The following is a 25,004-nucleotide window of genomic DNA, read 5'->3' as shown; positions in this document are numbered from 1 at the left end:
GCGGCTTTTTTTGACTGATAGTCAGAAATTGGTACAAATACGTGAATAAGGGTGTGGCTGTCCAAGCGTCAGTAATTTGTTAATTGATCTGGAAGTTAAGTTGACTGCTTATCTAGTTCATTTATTCCACCTTCAATTGAACGCTTTTTCCGGCATAGACTCCTTGAGGTAAATCGACAGTGAACAACGTACTATTTTTAGTTTCATCGACTTCAGTACGGAAGTTTTCTCCCTTGGTCTTGTATTTACCAGACACAGAAAACGAAATTTTACTCAGTTTTCTGGATGGGTCAGCTAAAGTCAGCTCTTTCAAACGGCCGCTTTCCATTTTCAGCATGGCCATACCCGGATTATCCAGACTTACTTGTGTGCCTTTATCAATAGTTAGGGTTCCTGCTTTGTAAAGAGCCAACTGGATGATTCCCGATTGATTGTGTTTGACTGCCTGTATGTCGGCCGTATTAGAGAGAATTTCGATGGAACGATTGTTTGCAGCAGATTCAGCCACCTGCTTCTCTGTCACTGCCGGTACGACGATGTATTGATACGATGCACCAGTGGGCTTGTTTCCATGATTGAACCACAACGAAAAAACATCTTCACTAACCACTTCAGTACTAATGTTTTTCTGATCCGTGATATCCGACCAGCGCCCCGTTTCAGCCTGATTGGATAAGCTGACGGTGGTCGGTTGCGGGAAGATATAGCCGATTTTATCGTGGTATACCCATTTTACTTTGTCGAGCGTTCGGCTGCCTTTTGGAACATTTTGCTGTTTACCATCCTGCATCATACGCACGTCGCCGTGCATCAATACCTGATTGACGGTCGTGAATACCGGCAGATCAGCCGTTGATTTGATACCTGTGCCCAGACAAACGTATTCTTTGTCGAAAAAGAACCACGATTTTTTAGCTTCCAGTGGGTCGTGCGGACTTTTAAAATCAAAGACTACAGCGCCGTATAAACCGTCGGTAACAGCACCTACAAAATCAGTTAATCCCGCTTTCTGGATTTCATTGGGACCGGGGAGTTGCGGCTTTTGGACGATGGTCGTACCCGATATTTTCTGCCAGTTGTATACGGGCCAGATGTTTTGGTATTCGTCGCCTTTCAGCATCAGGTAGTTAGTTCCGTCGGCGCGGTGGTGCGTGGTTTTACCCGGTCCGTTGTAGGGTTCTTCCATGTTCCGGTTTCGCGTCGAAAACATACGTACCGTTGTGTAGAATTCTGGTCGCTGGAAAACGAAATGCTCACTCTGCCAGAAGAATTTAGCGAAGGATGCTGATGGCTTACTTTCGCCTTTGCGTAACCGAATGATTTCTTCCAGTTCCGCTTTCCGATAGTCTGTGCTAACTAATACCCGCTCTATTTCGAGTGTACTTTGCGGGTGAAAAGTAGATTTTCCAGAAATGCTTCGATTCTTGACGCTGATATCTTCGTAGATGCCATACACCATCTGTTTATAGATACCATCCAGGTAATAATCAACGAGTTGATTGATTTTTTCTTTCGAGAATGCATACGTAGTACCCGCTACGTAATACGACCAGTCGCCATACGCATTGGCAAATTTTCCGTAGCCATAGGAGGACGTATTGTTAACTCGGTCTACGCGATGGTGGAAGCTGTAATCATGCTGCAATCCCCGCTCGCCGGTCGCAAATTTCATTTCGCTTTCAATAATCTTGATGATTTTGTCAAACTCTTGATAATCAGCCATGAAAAGCAGGTTTTTGGCTAAAATGCCGGCAATTACAATCCGGTCTCCACTCGGGCGAGCGCCCGATGCATTCATATTAGCCCGACCAATCATCGGCTGCGCTTTGGTTACTAGTTCCTGGGGAAGCTCGTCGCCGATGATCAACATCAGATTACCCAGGTTGGTGGGTGTAGTGATCTGGTTATCATGCCAGTTATCGCCTACAAAATCGTGTTTCACCCAGTAGTCGAGACCGCTAATGATACGTTCCTTTATCTGTTTATTTTGATAGAATTTTGACGATTTGCTTTGGTACGCTTTAGCCAGATAGACCAAATCCTGCGTATGTCTGCCGTGTGGGAATCCGGCTGTACGGCTGAGGTCTTCATAGTTTATTCCTTGAAAACTACCATCGGAATTCATCTTAGCAAGAATACTTTCTGCCTGACTATCAATGACTTTAGTAGCCATCAGGTCAGCCACAATCTTCTCTTTGATACGTTTCGCATCGTTCTGCACCCTGCTACCGGTAGCAGTCGGTTGTGCCAACGTAGTAGCGCCAATTAATACCAGTGCGATGAGGTTATAAATGAACTGTTTAATCATGTTGAGTTGCTTGACTTAAAGTTTCTTTCTGTGGTGTCGGGTATTTATATCCGACGTAGTGAGGTTTCTCAAAACCTAATAAGGGCAGGTTTAAGAACCTGCCCTTACGAACGTAGTACAATAAAAATTAATTTAATTTCAAACGCTTGATGCTGATAGTCATCGACTTACCTGTATTATTAACCGCGTTGACGTAAATATAAGCTGCATAGGCGCCATCAGCCGTTTTGACAAACGCCCCCTGATCGGCGGTGAGTCCGTAAGCGAAATCGGCTGAATTGTTGAACGTGGTTTGTTGCAGGTCGATATCATCAATATACACGTCGAAACCGGTCGTGTTACGTAGTTGAGCGTCTTTCACATCCACGCGTTTGTCGATGAGCGTGCGCGGTTTTGCCAGGCCGGTCGGTAGTGTTACGTCCTTCAGATAATCGGCGTTTGAAGGTGCTACTAATGCGTGTCCGAAAGCGAAATTACCCGTGCCGAGGGTCGCCCGGTAGACGTAAACGAAGTCGATTTTATTCGCCAGATTGTTCTGCTCTACCTCGGCTTTCGTGTAAACCGCCATGTCGGCAATTGATACGTAGGCTTTTGCACCGTCGACCAGCGCCAGTGACCGTTTCATGTCCATGCGGCTAACCCGGTAAGCGGGCGACTGGAAGCTCACTTCTTTGCCCGTCGAAGACGTACCGCTAAACCGGAACGTAACGTCTTTACCTTTAGCCTCTTCCGTCGGGTAGTAATAATAACGTAGCGTAACCGCCTTGTTGGTTGCTACGTCGATGATGTTGGCCGTTGACGTAGCGCCATTCGTAATGGTATCCGCTGCCGTTTGAACGGGCTGATCGACGCCCGTATTTCGGTTAGTAAACCAGGAGAAGCGGGTAAATCCGGTGCCGGTTCCGCCCGCAATAGATGCTTCCGCCCTAACATTTTTCAGATCGCCTTCGGTAGTGCCGATGGCGTAGGCAAACTCGATTCGGTCGCCCACCACAGCAGGGCCAGTGGTTTTCTTCAGCAAATCGTTACGTAGTGATTCGGGGGCTACGTCTTTGGTTTTACAACTCAGGGCCAGAAGAACTATCCCAAAAACCGGCAGTACGGTACGTGTTATCGTTTTCATAATAAGCAGGTTATGGGATTATTTCTGAACGGTTACGGTAACAGTGTACGTTTTACGAACCAGCCGATTGCCTGATACCACGGTGTATTTCTGTGGTTCCGTGTAATCGGTCCAGATGCCCATCGTTGGTTCTACAATGGCATCCGTTACGACACTGCAATACGGTTTCACCCGAAGTATGTTCGTGCCATACTTGGCTACGGCTTTAACAGTCAGAGCCGTGGTGTCAATGACCGTCTGCCCACTTACCAGTACGGTGCGGTGATCGGAACCGAGCAGGTCGAAAAACGTCATGAAGCATTGCGACCGACCCGTAATCAGCAAACCATTTTCGTCAATTGGATCTTTGCTGCACGACAGCAGGGTTACCAGAACCAGTAACCCGAAAATTTTATAGAGAATTGAGGATTTCATGTATGTTATCTGTTTTCCGTTAACTGGTTACAGCCAGGGTTCATTCTGGACGATCTTGGCGTTAACTTCGATTTCGCTGGTCGGAATCTGGAAGATGTAGTAACGCTGATAATTCCGGTCGGGAGCGTTTACAAATTCATCGCGGATGCGGGTGCCCTGCGAGTCGTAAAGAACCTGGCCCCCAGGTGCAGGCCAGATTTCTTCCGCTTTGCGCCACCGTCGGATATCGAAGAAACGATGTCCTTCACCGACCAGCTCTACTATCCTTTCCTGTTCAATGGCTTTGAAGAAATCGGCTTTCGTCGAAAACTTAGCGTTCACCAACGCTGGTAAATTACCCCGACGTCGGATGCGATTTAACAGCGTAAATAACTCTGCGGTAGGACCACCGTTCACTTCATTGACCGCTTCGGCATACATCAGCCAGACGTCGGGCAGGCGCATCATATAAATGTCCTGGGGGCCATCGCTACGTCCGATACCGCCCGTTTGCCGTACCCATTTCCGGAAAATATAACCCGCTGGGGCACCGTCATAGTTGATATACGTAACACCATCGCGGCTGCCGAACCGGAACGGAATGCTGTCCTGAACAGCCAGACCGTCGGTGGAGAGACGTAGCATTTTTTGCTCATCCCACAGCATAGTTGCCCGCATCCGGTAGTCGCGCCCTGCGTAAGACCTTGGGTTGGTGGCGCTGTTAACCTGCGTCGTGTTTTTGGAGAGAATAAGCGGTGTCGCAAAATCGCCGGTGCTGAGCAGTTGATACCGGTTGGCCAGGCGATACGTAGGTGCTACCCAGCATTGCGCGTTGCCCGTGTTACGTGTCCCAAAATCTCGCATTAATTCTTCGCCCTGGCTCAGCAATGGTCCGCCAAACTGTACCGAGAAGATGATTTCGGGATCGTATTCGTTGAAATACTGAAACAGGTGCCAATAATTCGGATTGTCGGCCGGGCCGGGTTCGCCACCACGGAAGAGGGAGATATTTTTGTCGATAATCTTCTTGAAGTCGGCGGCTGCGGCTGTGTAGTGCTTCTGCGCATCAGCGTTATTGTTAGCCGTTTTCATCCAGCAGGCCCAATACAGATTCACTTTACCGCTGAACGCCCAGGCCGCCAGCTTCGACGCCCGACCGAGGTTATCGCCCGTGTAGGTTTCGGGTAATACGTTGGCTGCATAGTTCAAATCGGCCAGAATCGAATCTTTCACAACGGCGCGCGGTGTCCGCGTCAGCGTATACGCTTCAGGATTTCCTTCCAGCTTTTTGTTGAAAAACGGTACGTCGCCCCACAAGTCGATGAGCCTGAAGTAATTGAGTGCCCGCAGAAAACGCACTTCACCAACCAGCCGATTCATCAATGCTACGTCGGCGGGAGCTTTCGCCGTGGCACGTAGCGTACCAATGTTTTCCAGTACGTAGTTGGCCCGGTTGATGGTCCGGTAACAGTCAGCCCATAGAAAACTGAACGTACCAGTACTGGCGTTCAGGTTAAATGGTCCGGAAGCCGACCCAATTGCGCCGGGGTTAAACGTGCCCTGATTGTTGCTGGTACCGCGGGTGTGCACAAATTCACCGGCCCCATCGAAATAGTAATCCCGGTCGAACGTAGTCCGATTAGCGTCGTAGACACCGTTGACGGCAAAAATGGCATCGTCGGTTGTTTTCCAGAATAAATCCGACGATAGCTGGGTGGTCGGTACCTGATCGAGCAAATCTTCGGTACAGGCGGCTGCAAAAATCGCTAGACCCAGCAGCAGATATAATTTAATGAGTTTTTTCATGAGTGAAAGCCCAAAATCAGGATGGATTAAAAGCTTAGGTTAAGGCCGAACGAGTACGATTTGAGCAGCGGGAATGGGTCGTCGTTGTTTTCGGCGCCCGAAACGCTGGTGCTTTTCTCAGGATCGACACCGCGATATTTGGTGAACGTGAGCAGGTTTTCAGCCGTGACGTAAACCCGTAAACGGCTCGCCCCCACTCGGCTCAGGAATTTGCTCGGGATGTTATAGCCCGCCTGAATATTTTTGAGCCGCAAGTAGCTGAAATCATCCAGCCAGAAAGTCGACTCACCCTGGTTGTTGCCGCCCGAGCCGCTGTTTAAGCGTGGCAACGAAGCCGTGCGGTTATCCAGGTTCCAGGTGTCGTACCAGTGAAAATCCTGGAATGCGTTGCGGGTCGATGGTACGTTCACCTGGTTGAATGGCTCCAGCCAGAAATCCTTCCGTCCGGTGGCAGCCTGCCAGAGAATGCTGATGTCGAAGCCGCGCCAGTTGCCGAACAGGTTGAGGCCATACGTAGCCAGCGGTTGATCGCGATTGTATTTCGGCTGCGCCAGCCGGTCTTCGTCGGTTATCTGACCGTCGCCGTTCAGGTCTTTGTAGAGAATGTCGCCCGGCGAAAAATACTGTCCCTGGAAAGGCGCGTTGGCGATGTCTTCCCAACTCTGCGCGATGCCCGTCGAGACGCGGCTGTAGGCGAAGTGGTAGGGGAGGTTCAGATACGTAAAGCCCTTACCCAGAAACTCGTTCCACTCCAGCAGCTTGTTCTTGTTGTACGCAAAGTTGAACGTAGCCCCCACGTTAGCATCGCGCACTTTGGCCCGATACGTTAGATTCAGCTCCATCCCCCGGTTCTGTAGTTTGCCGATATTGACGCGGGGTGCGTCATAGCCCGACAAAAACGACGACAGCGACGACGGACGTATCATGCCGGTGGTCAGTTTGTTGTAGAAATCAAGTTCGCTCGTCAGCCGACCGCCGAAGAACGCCAGATCCAGACCGAGGTTTGTTACGTTGGTTTCTTCCCAGGAGAAGTCTTCGTTGATGATTTTGGCCGAGCTAAACCCTTTGACAATCTTCCCATTAAGGATATAGTTGGTCAGGTTGAAGATGTCGCGCTGTTCGTAGCGACCTACGCCGGAGTTGTTTCCCAACTTCCCAATCGAAGCCCGCAGTTTACCCGAGGTTACAACTGAAGAGAATTTCTTGAAAAACGACTCTTCCGAAAAGCGCCAGCCAGCCGACGCTGACGGGAAGAAACCATACTGAAAGCCCGGTAGAAACTTACTCGACCCATCGTAACGCGCGTTGACTTCAAACAAATATTTGTCGTTCACTACGTAGTTGATACGTCCAATTCCCGACCGTAATCCTTCGGCATCGGAGTTCCCGCCAGCCGCCTGAGTCGTTGTTAAGGCTGCGTCGATTTCGCTTAGGAGTGGGTTAATCCGGTCCTGACGGCTGGCCGAAAGGTTGCGGTTGAACCAGTATTCTTCGGTATAAGCCGCAAGTAAACTGAGCTGGTGATTGCCAAACAGCGTTTTGTTATACGTAGCGCGGCCCTGAAGCAGCGTTTTGAAGCCTTGGTTGGTGCTGTTGCTGATGCCCGCGCTGGAGGCCACTACGTTCCGCGAAATCAGACCGGTCTGGAAATTCCATTCGTCGGTCGGGTCAGAATAGGTTTTCGTGAACTGGTTATAATACCGTAATCCGTAATCACCACGTAGCGTCAGGCCGTTGAGGGGTGTCCATTCGCCATATAAGTTGGCGTTGATTTCCTGCCGGTCGCGGAAGTTATGGTTGATCTGGAACAGCGAGAGCATGTTCCGGGCAAAGGCATCTTCGCCATACGCCATGATACCGCCGTACTGCCCGGTATTCGGGTTTTGGGGAAGAATACCCGCCACCGCATAGCGAATGTCATAACCCGCCGTTCCGGTGTACGTAATCAGACCTTCGGAGTTAGCGAATTTCTGCTTCGACCACTGCCCATCCATTCGAATACCGACTTTCAGGTTGTCACGAACTTTGTAATCCAGGTTGAAGCGCGTGTTGTAGCGTTTGTAATCGTGCTCGATCAACACACCCAATTCGTCGTAAATCCCCGCCGATAGATAGAAATTCATTTTGTCGTTACCGCCCGCAGCCGACAGATTGTGCGTCTGAATACGGCCGTTATCGCGAAGAATCGTTTTCCACCAATCAGTATTTGGGTAATTAATTGGGTCGACCAAGCCTTTGGAAAGCCATTCTTCGATGGTGCCATACCGATACGTTGTTGAGGACGCTCCAGCCCCCGAAGCGCGTAAATGCATGGTCAGCGAGCGCGGATAATCGGCGAAATAATTGTAGAAATTGGTCGGCTGCGAGAGACCATACGTACCGGTATACGTAATCTGCGCTTTCTTATTTTGCGAGCCGTTTTTGGTCGTAATCAACACGACCCCGTTCGACGCCCGCGAGCCATAAACCGAGGCCGAAGCGGCATCTTTCAGTACCGAAATACTCGCTACGTCGTTCATGTCGATACGGTTGATGTCCACGTCGGGCATCCCATCAACCACAATCAGCGGCCCTGAATTGTTGACCGTACCGAGTCCCCGAATAATCAGCGCGGCCCCGGAGCGCCCCGCCTGACCCGTCGACTGCTGCACCGATAGACCCGGCACCAGACCAGACAAACCCGACGATACGTTGGCAATCGCGCGGCTCGAAATTTTGTCGTCAATCGTGATGGCGGCCACCGCTCCGGTCAGGTTTTCCTTTTTCTGCGTACCGTAACCCACAACCACAACCTCGTTCAAAATTTTCACATCAGGAGCCATCGTTACGTCGAGCGTGGTCTCACTCGTTACGTTCACTTCCTGTCCCAGATAGCCAATCGCCGATACCACTAACGTACCACCACCGGTGGGCATGTTGATGGTGAATTTGCCGTCGGCGTCGGAGGTAGTACCGGTTTTGGCATCGTTTTTCAATACCACCGTTGCGCCAGGAAGACCAGCGCCTTTTTCGTCGAGTACCCGACCCGAAAATCGATACGTTGGTCGAGCCGGTCCACTGGCCTGAGCCAGCACATGGCCTCCCGCCAGCAAGACGATTGCCAGCCAGCCAAAAAGTGTCCAGTTAAGAAATTTGAAATATAAACGTTTACACATAGCAATAAAGGGTTGGTTAACTATTGCCCGATGAAGCAATATTAATTGCCATGTGAATAAAAAATATCGGAATAATCTAAATTGAACGCTCCGTCCACCCCTTTGAACGTTCTTTCACCCGCCTGAACGGTTTGTCCACCTTTTTGAGCAATTGCTATAACCTTGCAAAATTCGCCTGTTCCTAAACTTGCACTGATAAATAGCAATAGTTCAGAACAGGTGAAAAAAGACAGATTTACACTAACATTGGCTGAAGCTGGGTCGCTTATGCTACTCATCACACTGCTCGTTTTTCTTCTGTCCATTATACTCTAATGACGCGCCAAACCCTATACATACGACTCCTTTTGATCGTCGCTCTCTGCCAATTGGTGGTTATAAATGGGGCTGGTCAATCGCCCAAACGGGATGTCGTTCCTGCTACGTTAAAGCCACATATTCTGGCCGAAGCACGCTGGGCGATGCAGCAGCAACCCATCACGGTAACTGCGCAGACATCGGTACGTAGCGCAGGTGGCAAACACGATTTCTTTTCGGAAGGTGATTATTGGTGGCCTGATTCTTCCAACCTACAGGGACCATACATCCAGCGGGATGGTATGACTAATCCCGATAATTTTGTCGCGCATCGTCAGGCCATGATACGTTTCAGCCGCATCGTAGGAAGTCTGGCGTCGGCCTACGTACTGACGCGCGATGAGCGCTACGTTCGGCAGGCATTCCGGCATCTTAAGGCATGGTTTGTAGACGCCGAAACGCGTATGAATCCATCGCTATTGTATGCGCAAGCCATCAAAGGGCGGTTTACAGGACGAGGTATTGGTATTATCGATACCATTCATCTAATGGAAGCAGCCCAAGCCGTTCGTGTGATGGAAGCCGCAAAATCAGCCGATAAAAAAGCGGTGATCGCCATAAAGCAATGGTTTACCGACTACCTGACCTGGCTGTCCACGCACCCGTACGGCCGTGATGAGATGAACGCCAAAAACAACCACGGTACGTGCTGGGTCATGCAGGTAGCCGCCTTCGCCCGACTGACGGGAAATGATACGTTGATGACGTTTTGTCGAAATCGATACAGGAACGTATTACTGCCCGACCAGATGGCGGCTGACGGCAGTTTCCCGCAGGAGCTACGTCGAACCAAGCCCTACGGCTATTCGCTCTTCAACCTCGATGCGATGACCACTATCTGTCAGATTTTATCAACGCCCACCGACAATCTCTGGACGTATCAAACCGCCGACGGACGTAGCATCCGAACAGGCGTTACGTATCTGTATCTATTTGTTGACGATAAGGCGAAATGGCCGCTCAAACCCGATGTGATGTACTGGAATGACTGGCCCGTAGCCCATCCATTTTTAGTATTTGGCGCGCTGGCTTATGGACAAAACGCGTGGCTCACTACGTGGAAACGGCTCGATCATGATCCCCAGGTAGAAGAAGTGCTACGTAATCTGCCTATTCGTAATCCGCTTATCTGGCTAAACTAAACCTCACCAAGAAAACTATGCAAACCTTCAAATTTTCTACTTTGCTGCTGATCGTCACAAGCTTATATCTGAGTTTCGTGCCTAATTCGGTGATTGATAGCGTGTTTAAGCGTGCCGAACAGCAAACAAAGCTTTTGCTGTCGGACGTAGCAGCGGCCAGCCAAGCGGCATCCGATAAAAAACCGGCGCCGGTTTCGCCCCGATCCCTAAATGCTGATGGAACGCTTCAATTAGTGCCCGCCCGCGACTGGACGAGTGGCTTTTTCGCTGGCGAATTATGGTTTTTGTACGAGTATACGGGTCAGAAAAGCTGGGCTGAGCAGGCTAAGCTTTCTATGGCGAAACTCGAAAACGAGAAGATGAATGCCACCACCCACGACATGGGTTTCAAACTCTATTGCAGCTACGGCAACGGGTATCGGCTGACTAAGGATAATACGTATCGGGAGGTGATCATTCAGGGAGCTAAAACGCTGATTAAGCGATTTAAACCGGCTGCGGGCATCATCCGCTCGTGGGATCATCATAAAGACCAGTGGCAAAGCCCGGTCATTATCGATAACATGATGAATCTGGAACTACTCTTTGCCGCTACCCGACTAACCGGCGATTCAACGTATTACAAGATCGCCGTTACGCACGCCCGCACGACGATGAAAAACCATTACCGACCTGATAACAGCTCCTATCATGTAGTGGATTATGATACGTTGACGGGGCAGGTTTTGAAGAAAAACACGCATCAGGGCTATAGTCATGAGTCGGCATGGGCGCGGGGGCAGGCGTGGGGTTTGTATGGTTACACGCTCTGCTACCGCGAAACACGCGACCCTCAGTTTCTGAAGCAAGCGGAAGCCATCGCCAAATTCCTCCTTAACCACCCGCACATGCCCACTGATCTGGTTCCGTATTATGACTTCGATGCACCCGGCATTCCCAATGAGCCGCGCGACGTATCGGCCGCCACAATTATGGCGTCTGGGCTATATGAGTTGAGTACGTACAGTGCCAATGGGGTTCAATACCGTCAGAAAGCGGATCAGGTTATTACCAATCTGGCAAAAAATTACATGGCGCCAGCGGGGCAGAGTCACGGTTTTTTGCTGCTACATAGCACGGGGTCAAAACCACAGAACAGCGAAGTAGACGTGCCAATTATCTACGCCGATTACTATTTCCTGGAAGCGTTGTTGCGAGCTAAAAAGCTGAACGGGAAATAGTTGTAAAGTTGCTGGCGCATTCACAATAACTTTACAACGCTATAACTGTATAACTTCTTTATACTCAGTAGGCGTCTGCCCAAACTGAGCACGGAAGGCGCGGCTGAAATATTTTGGGTCGTTGTATCCGACAGCGAATGCCACTTCAGCCACGCTCATTTTTTTCTGTTTTATCAACAGCTCAGCCATTTTGAGTCGGGTGGTACGTAGCAGATCAATGACCGATAATCCTGTCAGCATTTTCACTTTTCTAAACAGAACGGGTCGGCTCATGCCCATCTCGCTAACCAGGCTCGTTACGTTAAAATCAGCGTCGGCCAGGTGGGTATCGAGTAATGTCATCAGTTGGCGGAGAAATTTTTCGTCGGGGTGATCCAGGGCTGGAACTTCTGGTTGCAGCGCAACGATGCGGTGATACTTGGCTTTCAACTGCTGACGTAGTAAAAGCAGATTCCGGACGCGAGCCTGAAGTAGCATCGGGTGGAAGGGTTTCGCTACGTAGTCGTCGGCTCTGATTTCCAGACCGGCTAACTGGTTATCCACGGTATCTTTGGCCGTGAGCAGAATGACCGGAATGTGACTGGTACGTTCGTCAGATTTAAGGCGTTGTGTCAGGGCTAACCCATCCATACATGGCATCGCTACGTCGGTAATAACGATATCAGGCAACAACTGCGAGGCTTTTTCCCAGGCCGCTGCACCGTCGGAAGCTTCGATGATCTGGTACGTTGTTGAAAACATCTCCCGGATGTAAATGCGAATATCATCCTGATCTTCAACAATCATCAGAAGCGGTTTATCGGGCGCTGTACTAGCCTGCATTTCCGACAACGTATCGTCGGCTGACTCAAACGGCGTTTCCGCTACTAACGGCGACAGCGTAGTGAGAAGTGTGGATTGGGATGGGACCGAAATTGGGTTTATTAAAGGATCGTTCAGCAGCGGCAGTGTAATAGTGAATCGTGTAAAGCCCAACTGCCCAAGCTCAGCCTCCCGGCTTTCGACCGTGATTTGCCCGTGGTGTTGCTCAACGATGCTTTTGCTGAGCGCCAAACCGATCCCAAATCCTGAATCGCGTGTTTTGGCTCCGTTGACCTGATAAAACCGGTTGAAAATATGGTCTAAATCGCCGGCTGGAATACCTACGCCCGCGTCCTCAATAACAATGATAGCATACTCACCGCCCTTGCTGGTGAAATCCTGTTGCAAACGTACCGAAATGGTGCTGCCAGCCGGAGTAAACTTAAAGGCATTCAGCAACAGGTTGTAAATCACTTTCTCCATTTCTCCAGCGTCGATCCGGGCGAACAACGTAGCAACTTCCGCTTCGTTCGTCAGGGTTATCTGGCGCGACCGGGCATAATCCAGAAACGAGTCGGAGATGGTACGTAGAAAAGTCACTACGTCGGTTTGCTGTCTATTTAGCTGAACATTACCGGTTTCGTGTTTTCTGAAATCCAGCAGTTGATTCAGCAAACGTAGCAGTCGGTCGGTGCTGTTGCGCATAACAGCGACCTGCTTCTGAATGAACGGCTCATCGGCGTAGCGTTCGGTCAGGGTTTCGAGCGGCCCGATAACCAGCGTTAATGGCGTCCGAATTTCGTGGGCAATTTCCGTAAAGAAATTCAGCTTCGTCTGGTGGAGTTCCTGCTGCCTGTTTTTCTCCAGAAGTTCAACTTCCAACTCGTGAGCGAGCCGTATTCGACTCTGGTTAAACCCAGACCAGAGACGTAGTAATATCACAAAAATCAGTACATACAAAGCATAAGCCCAGTATGTTTTCCAGAAGGGCGGCAGCACCGTAATCGCCAGTTCGAGTGGCTTTGCGGCCCAGACCTCATCATTATTGGCTCCTTTTACCTGCAATACGTAGTTTCCGGGTTCCAGATTCATGTACATGGCTCTGGGTTCACTGACGTAATTCCAGTCATTATCAAAATTCAGAAGCTTGTAAGCGTAGCGGTTTTTGGCCGAATTAATAAAATTGAACGCAGCAAAGTCCAGCGAAAAAACATTCTGATGATGGGTGAACGTGAGCCCCTGCTTATCATCGAAGGCTACCGGACTTTGACCAGACGGGAGATTCGTAACCTGTTCATTAAACAAGCGTAACTGCGTGAAGGCCAGTAAAGGAGCTTTGTTGTTCCGGCGGATACTGTCTGGGTGAAAACGGACGATGCCATTGTAGCCACCAAAATAAAGGTAACCTCGGGCATCCTGATACGTCGAATTGGGCGTGAATTCCTTGCAGATGAGCCCATCGTTTTTATTGTACCGAATGAATGATTCCGGCTGTGGATCAAACTGAACCAACCCTTTGTCGGTACTGATCCATAATCGGCCCCGGCGATCCTCCTGCATACCCATTATCGAATTACTGGGCAATCCTTGCGCGATGCCGATATGTTTAAACGAACGCCCGTCAGGAAGCAGCAGGTTCAGGCCATTATCTCGGGTTCCGATCCAGAGCCGGTGGTGCTGATCTTCATAAAAACAACTGATGTGGTTGCTGCTGATGGATGTAGTATCGTCATCACGATGCATAAACCGTATGAATTCGTCTTTGCCATCCACCCTTCGGTTTAATCCACCCATAGTACCAACCCACAGTGCCCCCCGGCTGTCGACCAGTAACGTAGTAATGCTGTTGGCACTAAGGGAGGTTTTTTGCGATGACTGATGGACCAGCGACACAAAAGAGCGCGTTGACGGGGCGTATCGGCAGAGCCCTCCTTGATTGATGGCCACCCATAAGGTACCCTGCTTATCCCGTTTCAGATCGTAAATACGGTCATTCGGCAGCGAGCGCGGATTTGTTGGTTCATGCAGGAATTGCGTAATGACCTGCCGACGCACATCCAGATAGTTAAGCCCTTTAATTGTGCCAATCCATAAGCCATTCGGCCCATCGGCCAGCAAACATTTTACTTTATCGTTCGACAGCGACTGCGCATTTTTAGGATCATGCATGAAGTGTTGGGCAATCGTCTGGTTGTTATTGACCAGAAAAAGGCCCTTATCCTCCGTACCCAGCCACAATTGACGTGGATTTTGTGCTGGCAGAATCGAACTGGCAATTTTAAAAGGCATCCCACCCAGTCGGTCGAGCGGACGAAATGAACCAAACTGTCGGGCCAGCGGACTGTACATATCCACCCCGCCATAATACGTACCAACCCAGAACGAGCCATCCCGGTCCTGAAAAAGCGAACGTACCGAATTATCGCCCAGCGAGCCGGGGTCGGCGGGGTGATTGATTAAGGTTCTGAATCGGCTACCATCCTGCGCGATAATGTACAGCCCGGCCACCGTGCCAACCCAAAAACTGCCTTTTCCATCGGGTTGAATCGTTCGTACGGTCTGCATACTTAAATTCAGTCCAGCCGCAGGATGCCACGAAACGACGTGTCCTGCCTGCTTATCGAACAAAGCAATACCTTTACGTTCGGTGCCGACCCACAGCCGCCCGGCCTGATCTTCGGCAATGGCGTTTACACCGTTCGAGACATCGTGATAGATCGAATCGGCAGGAGCGAGGTAATAATTGGTGAGCTGAAATTGACCAAGTTTCGTTGGTCGAAGCCTGGTTAATCCCGCCGACGTACCGACCCAAAGCGTATGCTCCCGATCCTGGTAAATCGTTCGGATATAGGCTTTGGGAAGATCAAGCGGGTTTTGCGTCAGGAGCTTGATAGGCTGATACCGATTAAGGTTTTTCGGGTCGAGTCGATAGAGTCCGTGCAACGTACCAACCCAGATGTGTTGCTGGTGATCTTCGAAAAGGCTGGTAATGTTGGAGTCCGGCAACGTAGCCACCCGGCTGTCTGCGAACGAAATTCGCTCAAAATCGTCCTGTAAGGGCCTGTAACGGCTTAGCCCTCGGCTAGTGCCCACCCATAACTGCCCTTTTTTGTCGACCAGTAAGCCGTTGATCGTATTGGAGGGAAGGGTATTCTTTCTGCTTTCCTGCGTATTGTAAACCACAACCCGATGTGAATCAAACCGATTCAGTCCGTCGCGGGTGCCGAACCACATAAAGCCTTTGGCGTCCTGCGCAATGGCATATACACTGCTTTGCGACAAACCTTCTTCAACCGAGAGATGACTAAATGTCTGTATCTCAGACTGGCCAACCGCAACCGAACGTAGCGAGAAGCTGTAAACCGCCCACAAACTGAAAAAAAGGATGGTTTTTGTAAAGCTCATTGTCGCATAACATTATAGATTAAATCTGAATTGTTGTGCCAGATGATGGTACAATTCAAATACAAAATGCGAACGCAGACATATTTTTACTCTATAATTTCTCAGTATAGCCAGCCCATTTCTTACCTGAAAAATTTATAAAAAATTTTCGGCTCACTGTCCGATTTGGGCGTGCGCATTCGTCTTAGTGACGAAAACCAATTAATCACCCTAAATAATCAAGTACAATGGACAAATTTATGCTCGTTTTTTACTCCCCTTATTCACAGGAAACCGCATTTGTTGAACAATCTCCAGAGGCAATTCAGGCTGAAATTCAGAAGTGGAACAACTGGATTGGCGGGCTAGCGGCACAGGGCAAAATGCTCGGTACCGATGCGCTGGCACCCGTCGGTAAAGTCATGACGAAAGGAGGACAACTGATCACCGACGGGCCATTTACCGAAGGCAAAGAGATTGTTGGCGGCTACATGCTTCTGACGGCGGCCAGCCTGGACGAAGCCGTTGAACTGGCGAAGGGATGTCCTTTGTTCGATATGGACGGCACAGTTGAGGTTCGGCCTATTATTAATTTTGAATAAGTTGGTAACCGTGTCATCATTGTTTTGCTAATGATGACACGGTTCTGTTTTGTCGTGTGTAACCCCCATTTTTTGCCCTAATGCCACCATCCAATTCAAGCCAGTTGGTCGATCATCTGTTTCGCCACGAAGCCGGACGTATCGTGTCATTGCTGACGTGTATGTTGGGTTTCGATAGGGTGGATCTGGCGGAGGACGTAGTGCAGGATACTATGATGCAGGCGCTACGTAGCTGGCCGTTTCAGGGAATTCCCGATAACCCCAGCGCGTGGTTGTATCGGGTCGCTAAAAACAAGGCGCTGGACGTAGTACGTCGCGAAAATCGACTCCGGCAGATTACTCCCGACGTTGACTACCTCATTCAGCAGGAAGCTGCAGACGCCATGAACCAAGCTGTTTTTTTCGACGATGAACTCACTGATAGTCAGTTACGGATGTTGTTTGCCATCTGTCACCCGGCTATCGGCGTTGAGTCGCAGATGGCGATGTGCCTTAAAATTCTGTGTGGCCTGAGCGTTCGGGAAATTGCCAGCGCGTTTCTGACGACCGACGAAACCATTGCCAAACGGATTTATCGGGCGAAAGAAAAAATCAGGCAGGAAGCCATACAACTCGAAGTCCCCACCGGAAACCAACTTATTGGTCGGCTGGATAACGTATTGAAAGTCATCTATCTGCTTTTTAATGAAGGCTATAATTCCTCGCAATCTGACCAACTCATCCGACGCGATTTATGCGAAGAAGCTATGCGGATTTGCCTGTTATTAACCCAAACGCCACGTACCAAGCTTCCCGTTGTGGATGCGCTTTTGGCATTGTTCTGTTTTCAGGCCGCGCGTTTCGATGCCCGAACGGATAAGGATGGTGCTATAGTACTACTTCCCGATCAGGATCGGAGCCGGTGGAATCAGGAATTAATTCAGAAAGGACATTTCTACCTAAATCGGGCAGCCGAAGGAGACCGTTTCAGCGACTACCATTTTGAGGCAGGTATTGCCATGCAGCACTGCATTGCCCCTACGTATGAAGCCACTGACTGGCCGACGATTCTCCAGTATTATGACTTGTTACTGAAACAGAAACCTACACCGGTTGTTGCTCTGAATCGAACGGTGGTCGTCGCAAACGTACATGGCCCGCAGCAGGCACTTACCGAAGCTCTGGCGTTGTCTGGGCTGGAAACTATGCATTATTACCACGCAATTCTGGGGGATTTATACGAGCAGAACCATCAGGCTGAAGCCGCTCAAAAACAGTACAGGCGGGCTATAGAACTTACTACGTCCTCCGCCGAAAAAAACCTATTGCAACATAAACTGAACCGGCTCTCTGGAGAGAACGATACGTACCTATCTAATTAAGAGTCGGTAAAGCCCCACCCTAAAACCTCTCTCCCCGGCGAAGAATGTTTTTAGGGTGGGTTCATGCACAACGTAGCATTACGCTAACGGTGATTCGATCGCACAACCCGATAGGCGCTACGTTGTCTTTGGGCTAACAAAACCGATTCCAGCGCGTCCAGGCGTTTTTCGGATTGAACGATTCGATTTGTTTGGGCGATACGTTCAGTCTTAAACGCTCTTATTTCGGCTTTTAGTCGCTCATTTTCACGTATCAGCTCCTGAACCGCCGTTAGTGTGAGTCCTTCGATGTCCTGCGTGGTAATTAGCTTGTCAGAACCGATAGCGCCATACGTATCGCGGCCAAACAAACTGAAAAACTCCTGCGCCATTGGGCCGTAATGCCGGATACCCCGCTGACCTTTGTAGTTCCACGTAGTGAGTTTCATGCCGCCTATTTTACGTAATAGATCAGGCCCGTTGATGGGTAAAAACAATTCTTTTAGGGTCGAGTCGGAGATGGTACCCCAGGATGTACCGCCCGCTGTCAGCGAGACGCCCGCCGTGGGGACACCGGAACCGTTCACCGCTGTAACCATGCGGAAACCGCCGGTGAATCGGGCTGTGAACTGGTTGGCGGTTGTACTGGTAATGGTGGTGCTGCTGTTATCGCCCAAAACGAACGCACCGGCAAAGTTGTTGGTAGAGGCTTTATAACCCAGTGCTACCGACCGTTGCCCAAGCGCGGAGCTGGATTCGCCAATAGATATAGCGTTAATTCCCTGACTAATATTGGCTCTCCCGATGGCGATGCTATTTTCCGTGAGGGCGGAATTGGATTCGCCCATTGCCACTGCCGCTTCTCCCATTGCCCGGTTTTGTAGTCCAATGGAACTGGCCGCAAATGCTGATGTGGAATTTGATCGCCCCAAAGCCAGAGATGCATCGCCAGCTGCTCGATTGCCATCTCCCAAAGCGAGATTATAGTGCGAAACCGCCGTGTTACTACTACCAATGGTTGCCGAGCCAATGGCTGTACCTTCTATTTTATTGCTACCACCAAATGCGACCGATTGCCCACCGTCTACATCATTATGGGCTCCAATGGCCCCAGAGATGCTCCCCGTAACGTCGTTATAAAAGCCAGAGGCAAAGGAGTAAGCGCCCTCACCAAAACGGGTTCGCGCCAGATAACCCGTTCGGAGGGAGCCTGAATACATAGCAAACGTCATGCCGTTCCCAAAGGCGTTCGCGGGGAGGGCATTCGGGTCTGGCTCAACCTGAACGAGCGCCCGCCACTTCAAACGAAAACCCGAACCTACGGTTGCATCATTATCAGTTTTGAAAGAGAATTTTGCTGTCGTTCCCGTGACGATGAACTTTAAGCCGGTCCAACCATTATCGTTCATGGCCGGCACCACTATGTTACTTTGCGAATCCTGAATGATCAAAACATCGTCGTATTCAGTATTAAATTCTTCGACGCTGATTTCTATGCCAATAATGCTGCCGCCAGCCATTGTCTGTGAATCAACACTTCCCAGGTAAACTGTCTGAACGCATGAATAACTCACGCCGGGTGTGTAGTCGGCATCGCCATTGGGGTCTTTCAACGTACCGGCCAGAGCCGTCAGGTTCGCGGAGGGCGAAACACAGCTAAGATTATTGATACTGGCATTCGGGTCGGTCGTAACGTAGCGGTATTTACGCTGGACAAAAAAACCGTCACGGCTATACACCTCGAAATCGTTGGTCGGTTTCACACCCGTCGGCGAATTAAAACCGATCTGCGCAAATAACGTAGTAAAAGGAGCCAGACACAGGCTCAGCAGTAGCATAAGCGAAAGGATACGTAGCATCATATCTGGAAAAGGTTTAAGTCGCCGAAAATTTATGGATAACTTCTGTTAATCAGTCATTTGTGTTAGTGAACGGTAAAAGTAAGCACTCACATGAACAGGCGCTGATGCATGGTTGCGGCCGGGTACGTACCACGGAATACGTCGGTTTATTGTGCACGGGCTTACCACTTGCTGATACAGGTTCCGCGTCAGAAATCGTTATCTTTACAGCATGAATGAGCGGTTCAAATATTGGCTCAAGCGCGTCGGCTGGGTGGGCTTCCTGTTTTTTCTGATCAAAGGTTTGTTGTGGATTCTGATTCCATACCTTATTGCCAGAGGGGTGCTTTCTAAGTAAAAAGGAGTCATCACGTTGTAGGGTTATAGAATTGTGGAGGTTTGCTGCATTGGCGGCCAACTTTACAACTCTATAACCCTATTGCGTTATAACTCCTTTTAATGCAACACTTTGCATACTCTATACGTATAGGTTACTACGTAGCCGAATACTAAGTCATTTGCTGTAATCGGCCCATATATCCTATAATTCTGAGTATATTCATAGTCTGATTCTGTAACGCTTACTGTCATAATCTGGTCAATCTGTCCTTAATAGTATGCAAGCGGTTGGTGTTAACAAGCCCGGTAAACTTCTGGTATACCTGATACTGGCTATCGGTTTACTGGCATCAACCGACCTGCGGGCTATTCATATCATAGGGGGCGACATCAGTATGCGGGCGGTAGGGACTACACCAGGATTGTTCAGGATACAATTGAATCAATATTGGGATGAAACTCAGGTCGGTAGCGGAAACCAGGACCCCACTGTTACGTTGCTGGTTTATCGAAAAAACAACCCCCGGCTGATTGATCGCATCGATATTAATTTACAGGAAAAATTACCGCTTACATTCGATAACGTTGCCTGTGCCACGCTGCGTAAACTGAGTTTCAGCGAAGCCCGCTATTATGCCACGTATCAATTTGACGTTAGTAAGTATACCGATCCGGGCGGGTATTATATCGTCTGGGAGCGGTGCTGCCGGAATGACGGCTTAACCAATATTCGGGCTTCGGCAGTGAATGGAGTGGCCATGACGTTTTATCTGGAATTCCCGCCTATGGTCAAAAATGGCGGAAATTTTATCAATTCGTCGCCCGATTTCCGACTGCCCAACGGCGATTATATCTGTATCAATAAACCGTTTACGTTCGATGTCGGCGCGGTTGATGCCGATGGCGATCAGTTGCGTTATTCACTCGTTACTCCGCTCAATGGCTATACGAACAAAAATGCGCCTTTTGGCACCGAAACCACCCGAACCACGTATCCAACGGTTAGCTGGGCAACGGGTTACGGCCTGGCAAACGTTATTCCGGGTAACCCACCCCTGAGCGTCAATCCCAACACTGGTTTGCTGACCGTCAAGGCGTCAACGGCAGGTTTGTATCTCTTTACTGTACAAGTCGAGGAATTTCGGAATGGCGAACGTATCGGCCTGGTACGTCGTGATTTTCAGTTGCCCGTGGTCGATTGTTCCAAAAATACGCCCCCGGTCGCTGTGGTGTCGGCCAATGGTAAAAGAGCGGTTGATATGGCCTGGTGTGGTTCCCAGCCATTGATTTTGTCGGCTGAGAAAAATGCGGCCTGGGCGTATCAATGGCAGAAAGATGGTGATAACATCAGTGGCGCTACGTCCGATACGTTACGGGTTCGGGATTCGGGTGTGTATACCGTGGTAAAAAGCCGCGCTAACGCCTGCGCCAACGATACTACGTCGCAGGGGGTAAAAATTACATTCGTCACGGCTCCAGCAGTTAAACTATCCCTGACGGCTGCCAAACCGTATTGTACCGGCGATACGTTGACGCTTCAGGCCCAGGGTCAGCCCAATTATACGTATCGCTGGCAACGCGATGGAAAAGACCTGACCGGCGAGCAGCAGTCGCGGCTTCGGGTTTATCAATCAGGCAAGTACGAGGTATTTGCCAAACCGACACAGGCCGTTTGCGAAGGTCAGGATACGTTGACTATAACGATCAATCCCCGCCCAGTTGCAAAAATTAGTGCGCCCGTAGTGGCGTTCTGCCTAACCGATTCGGTAATGATTACAGCGGCTGATTCGCCCGGAAATAGTTTCGCCTGGCAGTATAATAATACTCGGCAAACCAATCAGACCGGGCGCTTTGTGGCTCGTCAGGCGGGTGTTTATCAATTGGTTGTGACAGCGCCAACGGGTTGTACAGCCGGCTCTGAGTCGCTGACATTAACGCAGTATGCACAACCTACCGCGCAACTGGATTCGATTCCTTCCTTTTGCTTTGGTTACTTTCGAACGGTTACATTACGTGGCCAGCCGGCGGGTGGCGTTTATACGGGTCCCGGTGTTTTTGGCGACAGTTTTGATCCAAGTCAGGCCGGGCCGGGTTTTCAAACCATTACGTACACCTTTACCTCCGATGAAGGGTGTCGGGCCGAAAAAAGCAGGCAGGTAGAGGTATCGTCCGGACTAAATCTGACGGGGCAGGAGACGTATCGAATTGTGAAAGGTCGTAGCGTTCAGCTCGTTACGCAGGTTAATGAACCCGTCAATCGCTACGTCTGGAATCCGCCCACATCATTAAATCAGGCCAACGTAGCAAGCCCGGTTGCCAGTCCGGAGGTGACTACTCCGTATCGGGTCACGGCGATTACCGCAATAGGTTGCTCAGCTACACTGGCGGTGCAGGTCGAAGTGATTGAGCCTCTGTATATTCCGTCAGCCTTTTCGCCCAATGGCGATGGCCAGAACGACGATTGGATTATTCCCAACGCTACGTCATTTCCGCAGTGTGAAGTGTTTGTGTATGACCGCTGGGGCGAGCTGATTTTCTACTCAAAAGGTTATAGCAAGGCCTGGGATGGTACGTATCATCAGGAGTACGTACCGACGGGTGTCTATACGTATCAGATACGTACCAATGCTGAGCCGCTTTTCACTACGTACCGGGGGCAGGTAACGGTTATTCGTTGAAAAAATACATCGCTACTTTGCCTCAATGAACTGATTTTGTATCAAACATTACGTTCGTTGGCTGGTTAGACTTGGTATAAAAACAGCGCAATAACGTTATGGAAAATCAGGATAGAGAAGACATCATCAGAGCCAAACAGGCTATTTCGCCAGCAGGACTGGCCGATCAATCGGTCGATGGAACCAGTGGCGTTGGCAGCGAGATTGATCCCGAGGAATTGGCGCCCGACGCCCTGGAGGATGAATATATGGATGGCGAAGAGCCCGGAGCAAACGTGCGAATGACACATCCGAATCGTAATCCAGATAAACCAGATATTGATAAACCGTCATACAGCTAAGTAGCTAATCAGGGTGACTCACAACGGGTTACCCTTTTTTGTAGCCTTTAAGCTGGTTGCTACGTCGGTAATCCAGTAACCAATTATCGGTTTGATACGTTATACGGATACAACAAAGACATTCACGACATCAACTAATGGACAATATTGATAAGCGAAAGATTGCGATTGGGGCCGCTATAGTGGTGGGTCTGGTTGTCATAATCTTTTTAGGAAAATGGCTGATTCAAAAGCGAGAAGCCACCAGGGAAACTGCCCGACTTGAGCAGGTACGCAAGGAAAAACAGAAACAGGCAGAAGCCGAGGCCAGACAAACCCGAATGCTTTTTCATCAGGTCTGTCTGTATGCCGACTCGGTTGGAATTGATACCAGCCGCTACGTTGGGGCTGCAAAACGAGGGGCGCTGGAAACCGAGGAAACCATGCGGCAATTGCTGCTGGAAGTGCGCTACGGCAAGAAACCTTCAAGCCTGGAATTCAGCGGTTTGCAGGAAGCCGTAGATTCGACTTGGGCTGATAAGGTAAAAACGCTACGTTCGACCCAGCCGGTGAGAGGTCTCAATACGTTCCGGCCATATACGCAACTGGTTGGGCATTATAATCGGCTTCGAAAAAAAGGACGCAGCAATCCTTCGATAACGGATACATTACGGCTGATTCGGCAGACACTTAATTTCTACCGTTACGTTAATCGCTTTGATCCCGACAAGTTTGTGATGGTAAACATTCCGGCGGGTGAGTTGAACGTATTTGATCGGAATGGTAAACGGTTGTTACCGATGCAGGTGATAACGGGCAAACCTGATCGGAAAACGCCTTGTATGACTACGTACATTCGCGCGATTGTAGCCTACCCGTACTGGAACGTACCGCAGAATATTGCCCTGGAGGAAATCCTACCTCATATCAGACGCGATTTGGCTTACTTATACAACCAAAACTTTCAGGTTCTGAACGAAAAAGGCGTCGAAGTCGACCCTGAAAAAGTGGACTGGAACGAGGTTTCGGAAACGAATTTCCCGTACCGGATCCGGCAGGCGTCGGGCTGCGAGAACTCGCTGGGTTTATTGAAGTTTGAACTGGTAAACCCGCTGGCTATTTACCTCCACGATACCAACAGCCGCGACCTGTTCACGCTTACTAAAGACCGCTGGCGGAGTCATGGTTGTGTGCGCGTGCAGAAGCCGGTTGAATTAGCCAACCTGGTGCTGGGTGCTGAGACCTTTGATGCTGATTTTATGAACAAGTGCCTGATTGACCAGAAACCACGCAATCTGCCAATTTCGAAGCCTTTCCCCGTGTTTATCACATACAACGTTGCCGATGTCGACGCGGCTGGAAAGCTCCGGTTTTACAAAGACGTATATGGAGAAGCCAAATAGGCCGACTCTTTCAGGTAGTTGGTATTTGGCGAATAAACAAACAGGCAGGAGCCACCTTTAACGGCCTGAATAATAGCCTTCGAGTCGGCATAAGGAACGGCTGGACAACCCTGGCTACGACCCAATCGACCCGTTTTGCGAATAAAATCCTCGCAGACGTAATCGGCGCCGTGCAACACGATGTTGCGGTTATACACGTTGTCGTTAAAGCCTTTTTCCAGACCTTTGAGTTGCAGCGACAAGCCATGACGGCCCATGTACGTATTGAGCGTCTGATAAAATCCTAAACTGCTCTGGAACGACGATTGAGTATTAGAAAACTGCGTCGGAACCAGGTCGCCGGAGTTGCGCCCGTGCGATACGTACGTATTAAAAAGTAGTTTTTTATTGAACAGATCAACCACATACAAACGTTTGTGGTTCGAGGGCTGGCTGAGGTCTACAATGGTCAGCATCGCTTTGCTGGTGTCCATTTTTTGCCACCCACGTAAAGCATACTCGAACACATCCCTGTGTAAACCAGAGTGTTCCAGATTCAGCTGGTCGTATACGGCGAGATGACCTGCTGACACATTTTTTTTGAGAGAGGAAGCAGGAACAGCTTTAGCTACGGTGCGTGTACTTTTGGATCCGGTGGTGGCAAAATATACTATGGTAAGGGCCACCAGAAGAAAAAGAATGTTCTTCATACTGACAAAAAGCTACGGTAAGGCTTTGTTAGGATGGATATATAAGTAAAACAGTATTGTAGACGTTTTAATTCGTTGAAGGTATCACTTTTTCCCGACATTC

General features: G+C 49.7%; 16 protein-coding genes. 7 read left to right on the top strand and 9 right to left on the bottom strand.

The genetic code is table 11. From position 1 onward, the window contains the following. Nucleotides 1–121: 121 nt before the first annotated feature. From ACYVF1_RS13805 to ACYVF1_RS13780, 6 genes are all read right to left on the bottom strand, one after another. A complete protein-coding gene (locus ACYVF1_RS13805; RefSeq protein WP_461079641.1) occupies nucleotides 122–2,308 on the bottom strand; it encodes a polysaccharide lyase family 8 super-sandwich domain-containing protein in 2,187 nt (728 codons plus the stop codon). A gap of 127 nt (nucleotides 2,309–2,435) precedes the next feature. Further along, complete coding sequence (locus ACYVF1_RS13800; RefSeq protein ID WP_461079639.1) at nucleotides 2,436–3,431, bottom strand: DUF4466 family protein; 996 nt, start codon at nucleotides 3,429–3,431, stop codon at nucleotides 2,436–2,438. 18 nt (nucleotides 3,432–3,449) lie between these two features. Next, nucleotides 3,450–3,845 carry a hypothetical protein gene (locus ACYVF1_RS13795; RefSeq protein ID WP_461079637.1) on the bottom strand — a complete coding sequence of 132 codons (396 nt, stop codon included), beginning with the start codon at nucleotides 3,843–3,845 and terminating at the stop codon, nucleotides 3,450–3,452. A 27-nt stretch (nucleotides 3,846–3,872) separates the two neighbouring features. Next, complete coding sequence (locus ACYVF1_RS13790; protein WP_461079635.1) at nucleotides 3,873–5,630, bottom strand: RagB/SusD family nutrient uptake outer membrane protein; 1,758 nt, start codon at nucleotides 5,628–5,630, stop codon at nucleotides 3,873–3,875. Between the two features lie 26 nt (nucleotides 5,631–5,656). After that, nucleotides 5,657–8,785 (bottom strand): SusC/RagA family TonB-linked outer membrane protein, encoded by a 3,129-nt coding sequence (locus tag ACYVF1_RS13785; RefSeq protein WP_461079633.1) that lies wholly within the window; start codon nucleotides 8,783–8,785, stop codon nucleotides 5,657–5,659. 41 nt (nucleotides 8,786–8,826) lie between these two features. After that, nucleotides 8,827–9,090, bottom strand: coding sequence for a hypothetical protein (locus ACYVF1_RS13780; RefSeq protein ID WP_461079631.1), 264 nt, complete (start codon nucleotides 9,088–9,090; stop codon nucleotides 8,827–8,829). Nucleotides 9,091–9,099: 9 nt separating this feature from the next. Between ACYVF1_RS13780 and ACYVF1_RS13775 the strand changes: the two genes are divergently transcribed. Further along, entirely contained in the window at nucleotides 9,100–10,284 is a 1,185-nt protein-coding gene (locus ACYVF1_RS13775; RefSeq protein ID WP_461079629.1) for an alginate lyase family protein, read from the top strand. A 17-nt stretch (nucleotides 10,285–10,301) separates the two neighbouring features. After that, the gene (locus ACYVF1_RS13770; RefSeq protein ID WP_461079627.1) at nucleotides 10,302–11,504 is read left to right on the top strand and encodes a glycoside hydrolase family 88 protein; all 1,203 of its coding nucleotides are present in this window, start codon (nucleotides 10,302–10,304) and stop codon (nucleotides 11,502–11,504) included. A 39-nt stretch (nucleotides 11,505–11,543) separates the two neighbouring features. Here the strand turns inward: ACYVF1_RS13770 and ACYVF1_RS13765 are convergent, their stop codons facing one another. Further along, nucleotides 11,544–15,710 carry a hybrid sensor histidine kinase/response regulator transcription factor gene (locus ACYVF1_RS13765; RefSeq protein ID WP_461079624.1) on the bottom strand — a complete coding sequence of 1,389 codons (4,167 nt, stop codon included), beginning with the start codon at nucleotides 15,708–15,710 and terminating at the stop codon, nucleotides 11,544–11,546. Nucleotides 15,711–15,949: 239 nt separating this feature from the next. On the opposite strand from ACYVF1_RS13765, the gene ACYVF1_RS13760 reads away from it, so the two are divergent. Both ACYVF1_RS13760 and ACYVF1_RS13755 read left to right on the top strand, forming a co-directional pair. Continuing rightward, on the top strand, nucleotides 15,950–16,291 hold the full coding sequence (locus ACYVF1_RS13760; RefSeq protein WP_461079621.1) for a YciI family protein: 342 nt from the start codon (nucleotides 15,950–15,952) through the stop codon (nucleotides 16,289–16,291). An 80-nt stretch (nucleotides 16,292–16,371) separates the two neighbouring features. After that, on the top strand, nucleotides 16,372–17,652 hold the full coding sequence (locus ACYVF1_RS13755) for an RNA polymerase sigma factor (protein ID WP_461079619.1): 1,281 nt from the start codon (nucleotides 16,372–16,374) through the stop codon (nucleotides 17,650–17,652). A gap of 83 nt (nucleotides 17,653–17,735) precedes the next feature. Here the strand turns inward: ACYVF1_RS13755 and ACYVF1_RS13750 are convergent, their stop codons facing one another. Then, entirely contained in the window at nucleotides 17,736–19,493 is a 1,758-nt protein-coding gene (locus ACYVF1_RS13750; protein ID WP_461079617.1) for a tail fiber domain-containing protein, read from the bottom strand. 596 nt (nucleotides 19,494–20,089) lie between these two features. Between ACYVF1_RS13750 and ACYVF1_RS13745 the strand changes: the two genes are divergently transcribed. The 3 genes from ACYVF1_RS13745 to ACYVF1_RS13735 all read left to right on the top strand — a co-directional run bounded on the left by ACYVF1_RS13745 (nucleotide 20,090) and on the right by ACYVF1_RS13735 (nucleotide 24,212). Further along, complete coding sequence (locus ACYVF1_RS13745) at nucleotides 20,090–22,489, top strand: T9SS type B sorting domain-containing protein (RefSeq protein WP_461079615.1); 2,400 nt, start codon at nucleotides 20,090–20,092, stop codon at nucleotides 22,487–22,489. A gap of 98 nt (nucleotides 22,490–22,587) precedes the next feature. Next, nucleotides 22,588–22,830, top strand: a complete 243-nt coding sequence (locus tag ACYVF1_RS13740) for a hypothetical protein (protein WP_461079613.1) — start codon at nucleotides 22,588–22,590, stop codon at nucleotides 22,828–22,830. Between the two features lie 137 nt (nucleotides 22,831–22,967). Continuing rightward, on the top strand, nucleotides 22,968–24,212 hold the full coding sequence (locus ACYVF1_RS13735) for a L,D-transpeptidase family protein (protein ID WP_461079611.1): 1,245 nt from the start codon (nucleotides 22,968–22,970) through the stop codon (nucleotides 24,210–24,212). Here ACYVF1_RS13735 and ACYVF1_RS13730 read toward each other — a convergent pair. Then, nucleotides 24,182–24,901 (bottom strand): murein L,D-transpeptidase catalytic domain family protein, encoded by a 720-nt coding sequence (locus ACYVF1_RS13730; RefSeq protein ID WP_461079609.1) that lies wholly within the window; start codon nucleotides 24,899–24,901, stop codon nucleotides 24,182–24,184. The genes ACYVF1_RS13735 and ACYVF1_RS13730 overlap by 31 nt on opposite strands. Nucleotides 24,902–25,004: the final 103 nt, after the last annotated feature.

Source organism: Spirosoma flavus (assembly GCF_054778555.1).
The sequence above is the reverse complement of the archived record's forward strand: the minus strand, read 5'-3'. Positions and strand labels throughout refer to the sequence as shown.